This is a genomic window from Paraglaciecola sp. IT1134 (assembly GCF_058068185.1).
This window is the reverse complement of record NZ_CM176486.1, coordinates 4,004,905-4,021,501: the sequence shown is the minus strand read 5'-3', so window position 1 is coordinate 4,021,501 and position 16,597 is coordinate 4,004,905. Positions and strand designations below refer to the sequence as shown.

The window sequence follows — 16,597 nt, the reverse complement described above, 5'->3', positions numbered from 1 at the left end:
AGTATTAAAAAAGCCCGGACAAGCGGGCTTTTTTGTGGCCTGTGACTTACTTAGACATCGCTGATGTAGGCAGCACCGCTGCCAAAGCCAAATTTATTGATTTTTTCGCACTGGGCGAAGTAATTGTTTGAGCTATATGGCGTGGCGCTTTGTTGCACATCGGTCTCAACATCTTGGCCATTTTTAACAAAGACTTTGCGCTCAAACCAGCCGTTAAGCGTTTGACTGTAATCCATCTGCCCATCCAACATCCTGCTAGGTATGACAGGCCACTCATGGCCTGCCCGATATCCACTTATCCGCCTTTTTACTCGCAATTATTTTGCACGGTTGCTTGTAGCGCGCTATGTAGAGCCATTATTTTTATGCTGGCTGTCTATGTTATTGGTCTTTAGGAAACGCCCTGTGCGGAGTCGTCCAGGCCGAAATCACGGTGCAGGGTGTTTGTGAGGGCTGGAGATTAGGTGACGTCTCTGAGTTCTTGTAACTCATCTGCCGACAGAACCTTAGGTTGACTCACTGGTTGGCCGTCAGCTCTGAAGAACGGACCAACCGATTTTGAAAATAGGCCCAGACACGAAATACCAATGAACTTGATGATTGCTAGCGCAACGCCGGAATCTTTCAGGCCAGGATTAGAACAACGTCTTGTGTTCAATCTGCACGTCACTGGTCCAAACGTTGACTCGATCGGTTGGCTTGCCAAAAAATTGTGGACCAGCCCAACGAAGAAAGGGTTTCTCCCCTGGCTAGTATTGCCGATTGGCGTCTGACAGCAACTTGAGTACCACCTATTCGGGCCTTTAGGGGTGAGTTGCATGCATGCTAGGTATTTTACCCCCTCGGTGATAGTTACGGAACTCTGCGGCAACTGAACGATGTCCGTCCCTCCGTCTGGGTCAAGGATGTTGCTGGGCACGCCAAGATAGCGCGCAAAGCCTTGGCAATCCTTGCAGTAGCAGATTGCTCTATTACTGATGGAGGGCCTAGTTACAAAGCCCTTGATAGATCCACAGCAGCAACGAACAGCGTGCTTCACTTTATTCACGAGTCACCTCCGGGTAACTGAGCTATCGAAATATTCAGTTCAAAAAGACGGTTCATAACTTCATAGTGATTTTGCCCCAAACGGGATTTTTATGCTGGCTGTCTATCTAATTAACGATAAAATAGTGTGTTTAAATCCCCCTAAATTCCAATGCAATCCAGATCATATTTTTACACCCCCCCGCATGTGTATCTTTTATATGGTTCTTCTCAGCGTTGTGCACAATTTACTTCAGGGAATTACCCAATTTGTCCCCGAACTGCGGTTATTGCACAAAAGCGAAGAAACTGTCTGTACAATCAGAATTGTTGACGGCGTCGATATGTCTATGATTTCCGCTTCATTCGCATAATATAGCCCAAAAAAACGTGGGCGTTATTAACCGAAGGAAACTTAGTATAAATAACCATGAAAATACATTACCTACCGATTTACCTTTTACTGGCGACGTTGCTGAGCTCCTATTATTTGGGTTATACACCTTTGTTGTTGACGCTGATTTATGTAGTACTTAGCCTGGTGACCTATAGTGTTTATGCCAAAGATAAGGCAGCAGCGCGAAATGATGAGTGGCGGGTGCCTGAGAATACATTACAGCTACTGGCTTTGTGTGGTGGCTGGCCGGGCGCCATTGTGGCCCAGCAGCGTTTGCGGCACAAAACCCGGAAAGTCAGTTTTCGTCTGGTGTTTTATGTAACTTTAATGGGCAATGTGGCGGCTTTTGTTTGGCTACATGCCGGGCAGGGTACCAAAATACTCTACAGAACGACCCAGTATCTCGAGCGCGTTGTTAGCACGGTACTCGGACCAGAAAATATGGCAAACAAGCTGTTGTTTTATTACCCGGCAGCGTCTTAGCTAATGATAATTTGGAGGCGTTAGCTGCATCCTATTCCGAACTATGGGGACGGCACCGCCTTATACAGTCATAGTTTGGCGTAATTCCACTAAACTACGCCTGATGCAGCTCTTAACTGTACCTAATGGTTTGTCCATATAACGGGTTATCTCAACGTGCGATAACCCTGAGTAGTAGGCTAACTTGATGGAATCACGCTGTTTAGTTTGCAACTTGTCTATTTTTTGGCGTAACTGCTGATGTTCATGTTTAATCGAAGGGCAAGGGTCGGTTATTTGCGGCAAATTGAACTCGGTTAGCAGTTCTTCTTTACGCCGATTTTGATAACGCAGACAATCCAGCGCCCGGTAGCGGGTGATGCTGATCATCCAAGTTAGAGCCTGCGCCTTGCCCAGTTCGAATTGAGCCGCATTGAGCCAGATTTGCACAAAAGCTTCTTGCACTGTCTCATCAGCCAGTTCTTTGCGACCGACAATCTTAAAGGCGATGGCAAACAGCCGTCTCTGGGTATGTTTATACAAATGAGTGAATGCCCTATTTTCCCCTACACTGGTGCGGTAAATTAGCTCTGCGAGTTGCTCATTAAGCATGTCGCAAGCCCAATAAGTTGGTAAAGGTTTTGTGGCAAACAATAGACTTGCCTGCCTGATTTGTGACTGCAGTAACAAGTGAATAGCGCTTATTAATTAGGTGTGTGTGTTTATCCAAACACAGACTGAGTAAATAACAGCTACAACAAGCAATATGCCAATACATGTGGCTGACTTCGGTTGCGACAGATTACGGTTAGTGAGCAATATATGGCCCATTTTGCCGAAGCCCTTCCGTGGGTCTTTTACCTGGTTATTGGCGGGCCCTTTGAAATGGCCTGTAGACCAGCATCCTGGTGCTAGCAATACATTACAATCGGCGGAGTATAAACATATAAACGCATTTTTTTTCAATCACTTTAGCTGGGTACCGACAAAGACCAACGCCGAAATCAGGGACTAATTTACAGTTCTAGCGGCAATATTTACACCCAAAAAGGAGAGGCGAATTCAATCTTACACAGCATTTTTAGCATGTATTTTCCCTTGGCAGCGTGTGTTATTTAAATGGCGGATTATGTGCTGACTATCATCGACCACTTTTTAAGCAAAATCTGTTGAAAAGCCCACTGGTACCGCTCATCAGCAGGTGGATGACATCTGAAAGCTTGCAGCGCAGTTTTACTAAAATTTTCGCTGCTGACAGTCAACCTGATCCTGCTCATATCGAAGTGTTGTGGCGCTTACTTGAGCAAAATAATGGCAAGCAGACGATACCGCGGTTGCTGACCTATATTGATGAGCGCCACGAACACGCCGAACGGTGGTTGCATGCCATGCAAAACACCTCGGTGGCTCAATGTTTTATTAACGGGGTACAGGATCCTATTTCTGGTTTGCATATGTTAGCGCACTTTCGCAAAGTAGTGCCAAACGCAAAAACTCATGGGCTCGATGTGTGGCATTATCCCCAGCTCGAAGCACCCCAGGAGGTCTTGCCTCTGTCAACAATTTTTGCTGGATACCTTTAAATAGACACTATCGCTATTTATGTTTCAGCATTGCCTGGGCTCATGGCATAATTCTGCTCTTTTTGTTCACTTGGGTCCCACGTTAATAAAATATGAATATTTTTTACGAAGACAGTCTGCCTTATGCTGCGCAGTTTTTTGCGGATCTTGGCCAGTGTCAGGTGTTTTCCCATCGCACTGTGAATGCCCGTCAGGTGGCCGATGCAGATATTCTGCTGGTACGGTCTACTACCAAGGTGGATGCCAAGTTACTGCAATTCAACCACGGTATTCAATATGTGGCTACCGCCACTGCTGGCACTAATCATCTGGATAAAACCTACTTGCATGAACGGCAACTGGACTTTGCCTCAGCCGCCGGTTGCAATGCCACAGCCGTGGCCGAGTATGTATTAAGTGCCTTAGTTGTGATGGCCCAGCGTCTGGATTGGCAATTGGCGGATAAAACCGTGGGTATAGTGGGGGCAGGCCATGTGGGCACTGCCCTGGCAACTAAACTGACAGCCTTAGGGATAAGCTATAAATTATGTGATCCCCCACTGCAAGCACAAAACGACCCCCGGGAATGGGTGCCAATGGAGGACATCATGCAATGCGATATTATCAGCCTACATGTGCCTTTGATCCAAGGGTCGCATCATGCCACTTACCACATGTTCGATTCCATACGGTTGGCACAGCTGCGCGATGACCAATTATTGATCAATGCCTGTCGCGGAGAAGTGGTGGACAACCAGGCTTTATTAAACTGTTTTGAAAATGGCCGAAAGCTAAAGGTGGTGCTGGATGTATGGGAAAACGAACCGCATATTAATCTCGCACTGGTGCCTTATATTGCCTTGGCCACAGCGCATATAGCCGGGCATACCATAGAAGGCAAAGCACGGGGCACGGAAATTCTATATCAGCAGATATGCAAGCGTTTACACAAGCCAGTGGAAAAATCCTTGCTTGACTTTTTACCCCCTGCAGAGCCAGACAGTATAGATGTTCCCCTAGGGTTAACTGGCCAAGCATTGTTTACCTATCTGATCCTGAGCGTGTATGATATCAGTCAAGACTCACAGCAGTTTAAACACAGTGTTCAGCAGCCGGATCAATTTGGATATATCCGAAAAAACTATTCTATTCGAAGAGAATTTGCGGCACTTAAGGTAAATACTGGAAATTCGGCAGGAACAGAGGCAATCTACGCCCTGGGTTTTGCCCGTAAATAAGGCGCTGCAAACCGATTGACTACAACGGTATGACAGTGTCAAAGATGATTGTTTTTTAATAAATTTATATAGGAGTTACGTTTAATGTCTCGGTCTTTTGATGTCGCCGTGTTGGGTGCTACAGGTTTAGTAGGGCAACACATGATTGAAATTCTTGAACAAAGAGGATTTCCGGTCAATAAACTTTACCCACTGGCCAGCTCACGCTCGGCAGGTGGCAAGGTGACTTTTAAGGGCGAAGATATTACCGTACTCGACGCCGATGATTTTGACTGGAGCCTGGTGCAACTAGGTTTTTTCTCGGCCGGTGGCAGTGTGTCAGCTAAATATGCTCCCATGGCTGCCCAAGCAGGCTGCGTGGTTATCGACAATACCTCTGAATACCGCTACGACCCGGATATTCCCTTGATTGTGCCTGAAGTCAACGCCCATGCGTTAGCAGATTTCCGCAATCGAAATATTATTGCCAACCCCAACTGTTCGACGATTCAAATGATGGTGGCGTTAAAACCCATTCACGATGCGGTGGGAATAGAGCGTATCAATGTGTCCACTTACCAGTCAGTATCGGGTGCAGGGAAAGAGGCGATGGATGAACTGGCAGCGCAAACTGCCGCCATGCTCAGTGGCCGAGAAGTAAAAGTCGAAGCCTTTAGCCGCCAGATCGCGTTTAACGTCATCCCGCAAATCGATGTATTTATGGATAATGATTACACTAAAGAAGAAATGAAAATGGTTTGGGAAACCCAGAAAATTCTGGGAGACGACAGTATTCGGGTAAATGCTACAGCAGTGCGGGTGCCGGTATTTTTCGGCCATGGTGAAGCCATTCACCTGGAAACTCGTCAGCCCTTAGATGCAGAGGATGCCAAAGCATTGTTGGCCGCCGCCCCGGGGATCATTTTGAAATCTGAACGGGAAGAATTCCCTACCCAGGTTGGTGATGCCAGCGGCAAAGACGAGGTATTTGTCGGCCGGGTGCGTAACGATATCAGTCATCCAAACGGTCTTAACTTATGGGTGGTATCTGACAACGTTCGTAAAGGTGCCGCCACTAATAGTATTCAAATTGCCGAAGTCTTGATCCGCGATTATATGTAATAGCCTGTACCTTGCATCATATGGGCCCTTGACTGGTTGTACAGCTAGTCAATGGGCCTAACTTTTTTTATATTTTAGCCGATAGTTAACTAGTGAGTGCCGTATTTATTGATTACTTGGGCGAAATTGCCGGCCTTAACCACAAGGTCACTTAGTTAAATTGAGGCCTTTTGCCTTTCTAGAACATCTTGAACTTCTGGTTTATAGTATGCTCGCGTCAAGGCGGTGCTATCAAACATGGAATGTATTTTGCTCAGCATCTGGCAAGATGACTGCAACTTGATTTCGAACCCGACTATTGATCATCAAGTGAAGTTGCACTTGAGTCTAATATTGAATGTGGCGACAATAATAATTAGAAATGGTAAATGGCCATCGAACCTGGCATTCACCCCAAATTTTTGAGGCGTAGAACGGAAAAATGAATTTGCGAAAGCTAGTAATACTGCTTATAGCGAGCCTCAGTTTTAACCTTACCTCAGTTGTTTTTGCTGATGATTTTCAGCAAGTTCGTATTAAGGGCCCAAAAAATTCCGACAGCCAGTACTCGGGCGTAACTTACGGGCCTATAGTTGCCAGTGATACCTTGTGGGCCATTGCCAGTCAATACCGACAGAATAGAAACACCTCCATATACCAGGTCATGCAAGCAATATACGAGCTGAATCTTGATTCATTCGAACGTAATAATATCAATTTACTCATGGACGGTGCCATTTTACGTCTACCTTCCCAGCGTTACATTTCTCGGGTAAATAAAAAACAAGCCATCGACAAAGTCGCTGTAGACAACCAAATTCTGCAAACCGGTGACGGCGGGCAAGCAGCTAACGTCAAAAGGTCTGCATCGACGGACAAGCTTGCCAGTAAAACGGATCTAGATGAAACCAAACAAATTCTGGAACAAAAACTTGGCGCAATTGACGAGGAACAAAATCGCCAGTTTCAGGCAATACGGCAGCAATTTGCCGAGTCTATTGTCGGTGTACAAAGCATACTCACTGAAAATCAGAAAGTGTTTGAACGTTTAGACTCGGTTAATAACGATTTAGAATCTCTGCGTAGCCAGGAAGTGCTTCGAGAGCAGCAGATGACTCAGATGGGCCAAAGTATTGACGAACTGCTGAATAAATCCCGCAAGGAAGAACAAGCCGCACTGGCTGCCAACCAAAATACGGCGTTTGCCTGGTTAAGCAAACCACTGACCTTAATAATCAGCTCAATCCTGTTAACTTTATTACTATTAGGCGGACTTGCTTATTGGTTAATCAAACGGCAATCCGCAAGTGAAATGGACCTGGATTTGTTGGCATCCAAAGATGAACCCTTAGATAGCCATGTCGCAACTGAGATGGATGATTTATCGGACGCGTTAAGTGAAGAGCTAAGCGGAGAGTTTGGCGACAACCAGCTTTTTGGTAACGAAGAGGCTCAGGATGACGTGCTCGCCGAAGAGCTGCAAGAATCCCTGGACGACGCCTTAGACGAATTTGATGATCTCGGCGATGACATGTTGGTGCCGGAAAACGCCGAAGCCACTGAAGATTTTGATTTCGAAGAGGGCAGTGATGTCATAGATCAGGACGATTTAGACAGTTTGTTTGGAGATGAAGATGATCTATTAACTCAAATTGATGACGAATTGGACAACATTGATTTATCCAGCGCCGAAGACGTGCAGGACGAACAGACCCCGCCTGTTGATGACAGCTCTGAGAGTCAATCCCCCGTGGTAGACACGACTGAAAGCCAAGAAACCACAGAAACAGCACAAACGCCAGAATCTTCAACTGTGAACGAAGAAGTGGATGATGTTATTGCCAAGGTCGCGGATCAAGAAGATCAACCTGAAATTAGTATCGATGAGCTGCTGGCAGAGCCCGTAGTGGAATTACCCGGCGGTCGTGACATTCAATCTAGCGATCCGATTAACGAAGAAATCTTGCAGCAACTGGACAAGGAAATCACCTCCCAAAGCGAAGAGCTGGACAATATAACCAGCACCTTGATTGATGAACTCGAACAAGTCGAGTTAATGCAAGACATGTTGCCCGATGATGAAGAGCCCCCGGAAACGTTTAACGGTGAGACACAACGCGGTATTCAGCAACTGGATAAAATCACCGAAGACTTGGGTGATATTTTTGTTGATAGTGAAGAAGACTATGAGTTAAACGATGTTTTTGGTAACAATGAGATCGTTGATGATTTAATTGCTGAGTCTGAACAAGACGGCATCGATGGTGATATGCCACCGGCCGTTTCAGTGCCTGCCGCTAGCAACCCTGGCCCCGCACAGGAGCAAGGAATAGAGCAAACTGCCAGTCTGGAAGATATAAACGGGGAACCGGATATACCCAGCCCGGTAGGTGCTGAATCGAAGGTTCAGGAAACACCGGAAAATCATTCACAATCTGACAACTTAGTCGTTGAAACGACACCAGAAGAGAAACCAGACAGCCCACAAGAAACCCCGGCAAAAGCGCCTGAAGCTGAGTTGCCAGAAGTAGAGGCTACAAACGCAGGGGAACAACAGCGTGATGGCCAAGATGAGCTGGGTAACAACACTAAAACAACGGCTGCAGATCATGACAAATCATCCCAGGTCGAACCCCAGAGCGCTGACACAGATACTCCGCAGCCGGTTGACAACAAACTAGAGGATGAATCCCAAGCTGATGATGGTGATATTCTGGAGCAGGCTGATAGTGAACAGGATTTCGAACCTGAACCCGAGCCCGTTGACACAGATATTCCGCAGCCGGTTAATAACAAGCTGGAGGATGAACTCCAAGTCGATGATAGTGATATTCCGGACCAGACTGATAGTGAACAGGATTTCGAACCTGAACCCGAGCCCGTTGACACAGATACTCCGCAGCCGGTTGAGAGCGATCTAGGGGATGTAGTCCAAGCAGATAATAGTATTATTCCGGAGCAGGCTGATAGCGAACAAAATGCCGAAATCCAGAGCGCTGACAAAGACACTCCGCAGCCAGCTGATAATGAGCTAGGGGATGAACTTCAAGTCGATGATAGTGATATTTCTGATCAAGCTGATAGCGAACAGAATGCCGAAATCCAGAGCGCTGACACAGGTACTCCGCAGCCGGCTGATAATGAGCTAGGGGATGAACTTCAAGTCGATGATAGTGATATCCCTGACCAAGCTGACAACGCACAGAATGCCGAAGCCGAACCCGTTGACACAGATATTCCCCGGCCGGTTGATAACGAATCATCGGATGAAATAGCGCTGGATGATCAGCTTGATAAGGCCTTGGCTGATTTTGATAATGATGAGGAACACGAGACTCCAATTGAGTCAGAGCTGGACAATAATATTGCTCCTGTTGCGGCGAGTTCGTCGACTTCAGCCTTGCCTGATTTGAATGATATTGGGTCATTAACCGACTTTGATGATGATGAGCTGGAAAAAGCCCTACAAGGTTTTGAGCTTGACGATCAAGAAGAAGACCCATCGTCGACGTCCCAGTACGAAGGTCAGCACAATCATGAACTGGATGATGTACCCGGGTTAGGCGATTGGCTCAACGAAGCTGATGAAGATGACAAAGAGCTGATGGCAGAGCTTGAAAACGCCAGTTTTGATGAATTGTTGCAAAATATTGACGAGCCGGATGATGATGATGAGGATGACGAGCTTGATTCAGCAGTCGATTTTGAGGCCTTACTCAACGAGAATAACGATGATGATTCCAACTTGGACTCGGACGATGAGGACGACGACTTTCTGGATGTAGATACTTTATTAAATGAACGATTTGATCATGGACCCAGTCCTCTGAGCGATAAAGATCTGGATTTGAATTCTGCGTTTGGCAAGTTCAGTGGCATCCCAGACGATGCTGACACGATAGATGTGGACGGAGACAGTGGATTCGGTGCCAAGTTAGATTTGGCTCATGCTTATATTGAAATTGGTGAAATTGAATCAGCGAGAGAGTTGTTAGCTGAAATTATTGAACATGGGCAGCCACCTCATTCGGAAGAAGCCCAGCTCGCCCTAGACAGCCTCTAAAACAGTTCGGCATACACTCACGGTAAATATGTGTCTTTCGGACGGTTTGTTTATTGTTAGCACGGTTAAAGGGCCAGGCAGGGGGATTAGTGGTAGTAGAGTTCGACGTAGATTTCTTTAAAATGAGCACCCACTCCTTACACACAAAAATTTAAAAAAAAACGGCAACTTAGTGTGCCGTTTTTTTTAATCTGGCATAGGGTTTAGAAAAAAGTGTAAACCACTGTCACTGCTGTTTGGGTATCAAGTTTTTCAGTGTCGCCATCTACATTGGAGTTATGATCGAAGGTCAGAGATAACTTCATAGATAAAGAGCCATTGATTTTGGCAGACAGCGAGGTTTCAGATTTAGATTTAGTGTTATCTTCACCCACTTCACTGCTCATGACTTGCTTAAACCGCGCCGTTTCAGAAATTTTCCAGTTAAATCCCAAGGCGCCACGGACGATAAAGCTGTCAGCATCTTCGCCATCTGCGGTTTCGGCAAAGGCATAACCCGGACCGACACTATATTCGAACTTGGTGGTTTCGTTGTCCCACAATTTTTGACTCCAACCCACAGCGACAGTGGATTGATAGTTAAAACTACTGAACCTGTCATCTTCATAAGAGGCAAATCCGAATAGTCGATGATCGGGATTGGTTAGCTTATAGTTAGCCTGACCGGATAAAAAATATTTTTGGGCGGTGGTCTGGGATACGGTGGTATCGTCGGCTAGCGTGACGTCATCTTTTTTGTACAAGGCCTCTATCAGGAAATCGTTACTCCACTGTTCCAGCTCTTGGTAAGCGGCCAGTTTGCCTTTAAGGGATGTGGTTTCAGTATTGCCTGTGGTCGCAATAAAACCGAATTCACCATCCATTGTAAAAGGTTTAATTTCTTCACCAGCCGGGGTTTGAGCCAGGGCATTGCCAGCGTAAAATATAGCCGCGCAAATAAGTGTTTTTTTCATCGGGTTTTCCTTGGTATACGTCTAAAGTGTGAATAGTAAAAAAGGTAACGGTTCTGCTTAACGGCTAGGAGCCTAAAAGAATTGATAAACTAAAGTGACGGCTGTTTCTGTATCCAGACTGTCCTGATTGACTCTAGCGTGACTGTTGTGTTCCATTACAAAGGATAACTTCATGGCCAACGAGCCGAAAATCTTGGTGGACAGTGAGGTTTCGGATTTGGTGATAGTGTAGGCAGGATCCGATTCGGTGATCAGAAATTGACTTAGTTGGGCGGTGTTTGAAATTTTTAAGGTAAACTCCAGGGCGGCCCGTAAGATAAGTCCCTGCAAATCATCATTTTTTTCTTCGTTTTTGGCTTCAGCCAGGGTATAGCCTGGACCTACACTATATTTAAATTCGCTGATTGGATCGCGCCAAAGCTGTTCACTCCAACCACTGGCAATGATGGCTTGATAGTCATAAATATCGAATCGGTCATTCTCGTACTCGGCGTACAGAAAAATACGCTCGTCGGGAGACGTCAGTTTGTAATCCACTTGAGTAGAAATAAAGTTTTTTTGGGCAGTAGTGACATTGTTGGTAATACCATCCTCGGCCTCTTCTGTGGTGCGGTAACGCAGGCGAGCAATGGTCTGATAACTCCATTGTTGCAACTCTTGACTGACATTCAATTTGCCGTTGACACTATTGCTGTCGGTATTGCCCTGGGTAAACAACACACCAAGCTCGCCAGTGGCGGAAATGTCGCCGATTGAATCTTCCGGTATGGCGCCTTGAGTATCAGACATATACAACGAGCGCATAAAATTCAGTTGTGCGTGACAGGGAAAGCAGAAAATCAGCAGAAGAAGATATCGGGTCATGATTACTCGAATTCGGCAGGTAGGTAAAGCGACAAAATTGCTGGGCATTATATATAAAAGCACAGGATAATGCATCCTCGTATCCCGCCCTTTACGGATTAAACACTTTAACTGGTTTAGCGGTAGGCTGAAAAATGTCCAGTAAGTTATTGGCTTCCATGTAGGCAAACTTAATCGCATCCTGGACGTCTAATTCTTCCAGCCCTACTGCATGCAAAATATTCGGGTTAACTAAATGATTAATTTGATATTTTTCGTTTTCAATCATAGACATGGCGGCCCGCAGGGTAATAAAGGTTAAACCGACCTCTCGCATTTCTAAGGCTTTATATTCATTATGGGCGAAAAATAAAGGTTGATACAAATTGCTCGGCAGCTGCCATTGGCGCATTAATTCACCTGCACAGTCAGCATAGGTGAAACCCAAAATTTGATTTTGCACGATCCAGGGCGGAGTTTTGACTGTACAGGTGTTACAACTTATTGCCAGGTTGGGTGCTTGTACGGCAACCAGTAGTTCCCCCAAGTTATGTAATAATCCAATGAGGAAAAAGCGGGCACTACCTCGTATTCGGGCAATTTTAGCCAGATGTTTTGCCACTAGGCTGGCATAAATACTTTGCAGCCAAAAACGTTTTAAGTCGATGACGTCACTGCTGAAGTGTTCAAATGCAGATGAGGCTGTTTCAGCCATAACCATATTATAAAGGGCCTCGCCACCTATGACCTTCACTGCTTTATCAATGGTACCGATTTCCGATTCGAAACGAAATAATGAGCTATTGGCTAATTTGAGCAGTTTGGACGTCAGTGCAGGATCAGTGGACACTACCTGCCCAATCTCTGCGGCACTGGCCTGGTCACTGTCCAGCATGCGGCGAATTTTTACGCAGATATCTGGTAAGGCGAATGAATGACTGGCATGGCTGGCAAACTCTCTGGCACTTAACACTAATTGAACTCGAATAGTTTTTGCTAATAATACGAGATTATAAACAACTGAATTTTGAAAACTGCGTTATTTTCCGCCGTAGGGATGAAAAACAATACTTTGCTTCGCCAACCGCTGATAGACCTGCAGGATGCCAGATAGCCTCAGTGGTTAGTAAACTTGCTTCTTGAGTCGCACCGCAGGTCTTGGCATAGTGACTAAGTGTCGGGTATCTTTGCCCTAGCAGCCAGCTGTACAACCGCTTATTTAATAGACTGATAAATTGATATGAAAAACTCTATATCCCATCATCCGCAGCAGATTGTTACTCTCAATAATGTGCACATTGCCTATGATAGTTTTGGTCATCACTCAGCCCAGGCGCTGGTGTTAATCATGGGCCTGGGAGCGCAGATGATATTTTGGGATGATGACTTCTGCCGTTTGCTGGCCAATCAGGGTTTTTGGGTTATTCGCTTTGACAACCGTGACAGTGGCTGTAGCACCTGGGACTATGGGCAACCACCACCCAATACGCTGCAACTCGCTGCCAGCAGTCTTTTTGCCAGACCACTAAGCCCTCCCTACACTTTAGAGGATATGGCAGACGATGTGCTGGGTTTACTTAACCACCTCGGCATAACAAAGGCCCACGTTGTCGGGGCTTCCATGGGCGGCATGATTGCCCAGTGCCTTGCTTTGAAAGCGCCCCACAGAGTACTAAGCCTAACGTCGATCATGTCCACCCCGGGGCAGCGGGCGCTTATCAAGCCCAGTAAACGCATTCTGCTTAAAATGCTCGAGCCTTTGTCCACAGACAAGCATAAATCGGTGCAACATGGCGTAAAATTATGGCGACTTTTACACGGAAATTATTATCCATTCGATTTGGCAAAAGCCCAGCAGTTGGTAAGCTTGGCGTTACAAAGAGGCATCAATGCTCTTGGGGTCAGGCGGCAATTGGCAGCCATTTTAGCTGCGCCGGATAGAACATCACGCTTGGCTGGTCTGAAACTGCCTTGCCTGGTGATCCACGGTCAAGCTGACCCGTTGCTCCCTGTGGTAAATGGCTACGCTACTGCCAAGGCAGTGACCAATGCCAAACTAGTCATATACAAAGGTATGGGACACACCTTACCCAGTCAATTGTGGCCGGCTATGGCTAAAGAAATTCAGGCTTTACGTTAAGTGAAGTAGCTCATACTCGACTAGCATCCCTGAATAGAACAGCCTGAAATGAATTAGTGTCATTACCAAGGGAAACTATCGGACTCATTACCGAGCGACGTTGACGTAAACACCGTATCAGTTCACTTATATATCCGCAATCTAACGGCCGCTATTAGGTCGTTAGGTTGCTGATTTAAAAAGTATTTTGCACAATAATTTTGCTGCGGTAGCGGACGGTGAGACTGTCAGGCATTTCCTGTGCAAACGGCCAGTTGCCAGTTACGTAACGTCAGTATTTTCTCAACCCAGGTCGGTTGTATAGATCAGGCATAGCGCTTATTCTTCCTATACTCATGTTGATGAGGCACTTCTAAATGGATTTAATTTTCTTTTAAGTGACAGCATATAACAGAATGACGGCATTTTTAAAAATAGACTGCGGCAATTAATCAGGCTTTCTTCCACAAGTTTTGCAGTTTTTTGTAACAAAAGAAGCTATAAGGATTCCAATAGCCGGGGATCAAATCTAACTCCCTGCGCTCTTCAAAGTTTGATACCAGCTTACGGAGTATTTCCTCCAGGCGAGCCGGATTAATTTTTTCTAGTTTCTTTTTCGCTGCGGGGAAGTATAGATTGCTTTCTGTCTTCACAGGGATTGTCTGACCGTTGGGGATAAAGGTTAGATTGCGGGTTGCAACCCGGCATCGTGGTATATAGGGATCTGCAGGATTGAGCTCTGTGACTATGGCATATTCATAGCGATCCATGTCCTGCCTGTCATCATCTTGGGGGATATAAGTAATCCCATAGCCCTGGGGAAAGTGCCCCACTATAGACAGTAAACTGTCAGCGGCCACCTTGCTTATTGCCCCTCCTTCGGCTGCCTTGGCGATGACCAGGCCTGCTTTAGGCAGATCCAGAAAATTATAGTTTTGCTTGGAAGAGAAAATGACTGAAGCGTAAATGTGGGGGACCCGGATTAGGTTTCCTACTCCCAACTTGGGTTTAGGGGCCTCGACCAGCAGGATACGGGTAAAGTTCAGTCTTTCTTTTTCATTGCGCTCAAAAGCCGCCCTTTTTTCTTTAGAATTTCCGATATATTGTTCCATGCCCAAACCATGGGTAATGTAATCCAGTGTATGTTCATGACTTATTTTGAGCAAGGCCAGACGATCTTCTTTGCCTAGCACCCTGGATTCATCCAGGGTTCCATCTTCGCCCTTTAAGATCAACAGCGCCTTGGGGTGTAATAAACCCACATCCTGAAATAGCGCGGCAATGAGCACAGGTATAGCTACATCGCGTTGGAACAGGGTCAGATCCCCTTCTTCTTCGGGATAACGCAATTTCGCCTGGTAACGCTGGTTGATGTACTGATTACTAATTTGCTCATCTTTTAGTAGTTTGTCTAATAACCTTAGGGCAATAACCCCTTTATAGACGGGTTTGAGTCTTCGGTTTTGCTGCGCTAATTTTGCGCCCTCGCCAGGAGTGAGTAATTGCAAGGTTCCGAGTAATTTTGCACTGTTAACCTGAGTTTCCTGCCAGTTATCTGCCTCAGCCAGGCCGAGTACCTTAGTACATATGTCAGTGACGTTTTCGAACCTTAAGGTGCGCGTTTGTTGCTGACGGGTCCGTTCTTTCTTCAACGCTAGTTGGGCCGCGTCGAATTTTTTGTTCATCTTGGCTTTGGTTTTTTCGTCAGCTGTTTGTAATAAGCTTTCTATGCTTTTAATTTGTTGCTGGAGGTAGAGGCGGGATTTTTTATCTGCATCAGAGGTTTCAAAATAGAGCTGAGCTTGTTCAAATAGGGAATCTTTTATTGGCGTGTCGCTTTGAATGTATTTAACCAAAGTAGTGACCGCTTTGGTATAAATTGATTCTCCCATCGGTCCGTGCATATTTTTTGTACCTGAATCTAAGCCCATCCATCTAATAGAAAAATATAACTTAAATTGTTGGCCGTAAAGATATATTTATTAAGACCTTGCAAGTAAATTTTATACTTTAAGTCGTTGTAAGGGACGAATTTGTTCGCCAAAAGTAAAATGAGGCATTGTGGGTGAAGCCATAAACAACATAAATTGAGTTTCAATATTCATTTTCGAAAACGCCGGGATAATTCATGAATAAGTGTGTGAAAGATTCTCTGGTGATGGCGCAAAATGCTTTAGGATGAAACATGAATGCTCTGACTAACGTTAAATTGTATTGATCTTCCGCAAGCAGAGTGGGCGCGGTCTGAGATGCGTAGGTTAATCGCCAAGATAGTCCCCGCGTCAAAAGACTTAATTGCCCAAGTAGAAGAGTTACCAATTGAACCCAGTAGGCCAGGGGAGCTTGGAATGCTCCGAGAAATACATAACAGTTGTATTCAAGATATGGCAGTTAAAATAAACCCCGGATAACCGGGGTTTATTTGTTTTCTGGAAACTTTCAGATTAGTTGCACGAATCCTTCAAACTTTTACCCGCTTTAAAAGACGGGGCATTTGACGCCGCTATTTGAATGGTTGCTCCCGTCTGAGGATTACGACCATTGCGGGCAGCACGCTTGGACACACTGAATGTTCCAAAGCCTATTAAAGCCACAGATTGACCACTAGCCAGTTCAGACTGGATAGTTCCAATTGCTGCATCCAATGCCTTGCCTGATTGGGCTTTAGTCAAATCTGCTCTTTGAGCGATGGCATCAATTAATTGGGATTTGTTCATTTCTTCTTTTCCTTATGTGCTATACAGACAGCCTCAAATGTACCAAGGGAAAATCCATTGGGAAAGGCCTGGAAGGTATAAATTTAGCAATATACGTATACTGCTCAGGCCCAGCAATCAGACTTTGGCTGCTAGAC

14 protein-coding genes are annotated in these 16,597 nt (G+C 45.6%); 6 read left to right on the top strand and 8 right to left on the bottom strand.

All coding sequences use genetic code 11. The annotated features are described in order from the left end of the window. Positions 1 to 50 precede the first annotated feature (50 nt). Positions 51 to 236 (bottom strand): hypothetical protein, encoded by a 186-nt coding sequence (locus tag AC3RV5_RS17625; protein ID WP_489728894.1) that lies wholly within the window; start codon positions 234 to 236, stop codon positions 51 to 53. A gap of 224 nt (positions 237 to 460) precedes the next feature. Continuing rightward, complete coding sequence (locus AC3RV5_RS17620) at positions 461 to 1,039, bottom strand: DUF6151 family protein (RefSeq protein ID WP_489732199.1); 579 nt, start codon at positions 1,037 to 1,039, stop codon at positions 461 to 463. A gap of 417 nt (positions 1,040 to 1,456) precedes the next feature. On the opposite strand from AC3RV5_RS17620, the gene AC3RV5_RS17615 reads away from it, so the two are divergent. Then, complete coding sequence (locus tag AC3RV5_RS17615) at positions 1,457 to 1,906, top strand: DUF1294 domain-containing protein (RefSeq protein ID WP_489728893.1); 450 nt, start codon at positions 1,457 to 1,459, stop codon at positions 1,904 to 1,906. Positions 1,907 to 1,966: 60 nt separating this feature from the next. Here the strand turns inward: AC3RV5_RS17615 and AC3RV5_RS17610 are convergent, their stop codons facing one another. Beyond that, positions 1,967 to 2,497 carry an RNA polymerase sigma factor gene (locus tag AC3RV5_RS17610; RefSeq protein WP_489728892.1) on the bottom strand — a complete coding sequence of 177 codons (531 nt, stop codon included), beginning with the start codon at positions 2,495 to 2,497 and terminating at the stop codon, positions 1,967 to 1,969. A gap of 593 nt (positions 2,498 to 3,090) precedes the next feature. Between AC3RV5_RS17610 and AC3RV5_RS17605 the strand changes: the two genes are divergently transcribed. The 4 genes from AC3RV5_RS17605 (at position 3,091) to AC3RV5_RS17590 (ending at position 9,828) form a co-directional block, all read left to right on the top strand. Then, on the top strand, positions 3,091 to 3,468 hold the full coding sequence (locus AC3RV5_RS17605) for a hypothetical protein (protein ID WP_489728891.1): 378 nt from the start codon (positions 3,091 to 3,093) through the stop codon (positions 3,466 to 3,468). A 92-nt stretch (positions 3,469 to 3,560) separates the two neighbouring features. Beyond that, positions 3,561 to 4,685 (top strand): 4-phosphoerythronate dehydrogenase, encoded by a 1,125-nt coding sequence (locus AC3RV5_RS17600; RefSeq protein WP_489728890.1) that lies wholly within the window; start codon positions 3,561 to 3,563, stop codon positions 4,683 to 4,685. An 84-nt stretch (positions 4,686 to 4,769) separates the two neighbouring features. After that, positions 4,770 to 5,786 (top strand): aspartate-semialdehyde dehydrogenase, encoded by a 1,017-nt coding sequence (locus tag AC3RV5_RS17595; RefSeq protein WP_489728889.1) that lies wholly within the window; start codon positions 4,770 to 4,772, stop codon positions 5,784 to 5,786. 421 nt (positions 5,787 to 6,207) lie between these two features. Then, positions 6,208 to 9,828, top strand: coding sequence for a FimV/HubP family polar landmark protein (locus AC3RV5_RS17590; protein ID WP_489728888.1), 3,621 nt, complete (start codon positions 6,208 to 6,210; stop codon positions 9,826 to 9,828). 203 nt (positions 9,829 to 10,031) lie between these two features. On the opposite strand, the gene AC3RV5_RS17585 is transcribed toward AC3RV5_RS17590, so the two are convergent. The 3 genes from AC3RV5_RS17585 to AC3RV5_RS17575 form a co-directional block, all read right to left on the bottom strand. Further along, entirely contained in the window at positions 10,032 to 10,781 is a 750-nt protein-coding gene (locus tag AC3RV5_RS17585) for a DUF481 domain-containing protein (protein ID WP_489728887.1), read from the bottom strand. 72 nt (positions 10,782 to 10,853) lie between these two features. Further along, on the bottom strand, positions 10,854 to 11,570 hold the full coding sequence (locus tag AC3RV5_RS17580) for a DUF481 domain-containing protein (protein ID WP_489728886.1): 717 nt from the start codon (positions 11,568 to 11,570) through the stop codon (positions 10,854 to 10,856). A gap of 166 nt (positions 11,571 to 11,736) precedes the next feature. Beyond that, positions 11,737 to 12,597, bottom strand: coding sequence for an HDOD domain-containing protein (locus AC3RV5_RS17575; RefSeq protein ID WP_489728885.1), 861 nt, complete (start codon positions 12,595 to 12,597; stop codon positions 11,737 to 11,739). Between the two features lie 267 nt (positions 12,598 to 12,864). On the opposite strand from AC3RV5_RS17575, the gene AC3RV5_RS17570 reads away from it, so the two are divergent. Then, complete coding sequence (locus AC3RV5_RS17570; protein WP_489728884.1) at positions 12,865 to 13,764, top strand: alpha/beta fold hydrolase; 900 nt, start codon at positions 12,865 to 12,867, stop codon at positions 13,762 to 13,764. A 431-nt stretch (positions 13,765 to 14,195) separates the two neighbouring features. Here AC3RV5_RS17570 and AC3RV5_RS17565 read toward each other — a convergent pair whose 3' ends face one another. Both AC3RV5_RS17565 and AC3RV5_RS17560 read right to left on the bottom strand, forming a co-directional pair. After that, the gene (locus AC3RV5_RS17565) at positions 14,196 to 15,647 is read right to left on the bottom strand and encodes a hypothetical protein (protein ID WP_489728883.1); all 1,452 of its coding nucleotides are present in this window, start codon (positions 15,645 to 15,647) and stop codon (positions 14,196 to 14,198) included. Between the two features lie 540 nt (positions 15,648 to 16,187). After that, positions 16,188 to 16,460 (bottom strand): HU family DNA-binding protein, encoded by a 273-nt coding sequence (locus tag AC3RV5_RS17560; protein ID WP_489728882.1) that lies wholly within the window; start codon positions 16,458 to 16,460, stop codon positions 16,188 to 16,190. Positions 16,461 to 16,597: the final 137 nt, after the last annotated feature.

What these genes read in the sequence shown, in the direction of transcription:
- AC3RV5_RS17590 (WP_489728888.1), top strand. Translation starts at nt 6,208, where the DNA reads ATGAATTTGCGAAAGCTAGTAATACTGCTTATAGCGAGCCTCAGTTTT.
- AC3RV5_RS17560 (WP_489728882.1), bottom strand. Translation starts at nt 16,460, where the DNA reads ATGAACAAATCCCAATTAATTGATGCCATCGCTCAAAGAGCAGATTTG.
- AC3RV5_RS17610 (WP_489728892.1), bottom strand. Translation starts at nt 2,497, where the DNA reads ATGCTTAATGAGCAACTCGCAGAGCTAATTTACCGCACCAGTGTAGGG.
- AC3RV5_RS17595 (WP_489728889.1), top strand. Translation starts at nt 4,770, where the DNA reads ATGTCTCGGTCTTTTGATGTCGCCGTGTTGGGTGCTACAGGTTTAGTA.
- AC3RV5_RS17600 (WP_489728890.1), top strand. Translation starts at nt 3,561, where the DNA reads ATGAATATTTTTTACGAAGACAGTCTGCCTTATGCTGCGCAGTTTTTT.
- AC3RV5_RS17565 (WP_489728883.1), bottom strand. Translation starts at nt 15,647, where the DNA reads ATGCACGGACCGATGGGAGAATCAATTTATACCAAAGCGGTCACTACT.
- AC3RV5_RS17625 (WP_489728894.1), bottom strand. Translation starts at nt 236, where the DNA reads ATGGATTACAGTCAAACGCTTAACGGCTGGTTTGAGCGCAAAGTCTTT.
- AC3RV5_RS17580 (WP_489728886.1), bottom strand. Translation starts at nt 11,570, where the DNA reads ATGTCTGATACTCAAGGCGCCATACCGGAAGATTCAATCGGCGACATT.
- AC3RV5_RS17585 (WP_489728887.1), bottom strand. Translation starts at nt 10,781, where the DNA reads ATGAAAAAAACACTTATTTGCGCGGCTATATTTTACGCTGGCAATGCC.
- AC3RV5_RS17570 (WP_489728884.1), top strand. Translation starts at nt 12,865, where the DNA reads ATGAAAAACTCTATATCCCATCATCCGCAGCAGATTGTTACTCTCAAT.
- AC3RV5_RS17615 (WP_489728893.1), top strand. Translation starts at nt 1,457, where the DNA reads ATGAAAATACATTACCTACCGATTTACCTTTTACTGGCGACGTTGCTG.
- AC3RV5_RS17605 (WP_489728891.1), top strand. Translation starts at nt 3,091, where the DNA reads ATGACATCTGAAAGCTTGCAGCGCAGTTTTACTAAAATTTTCGCTGCT.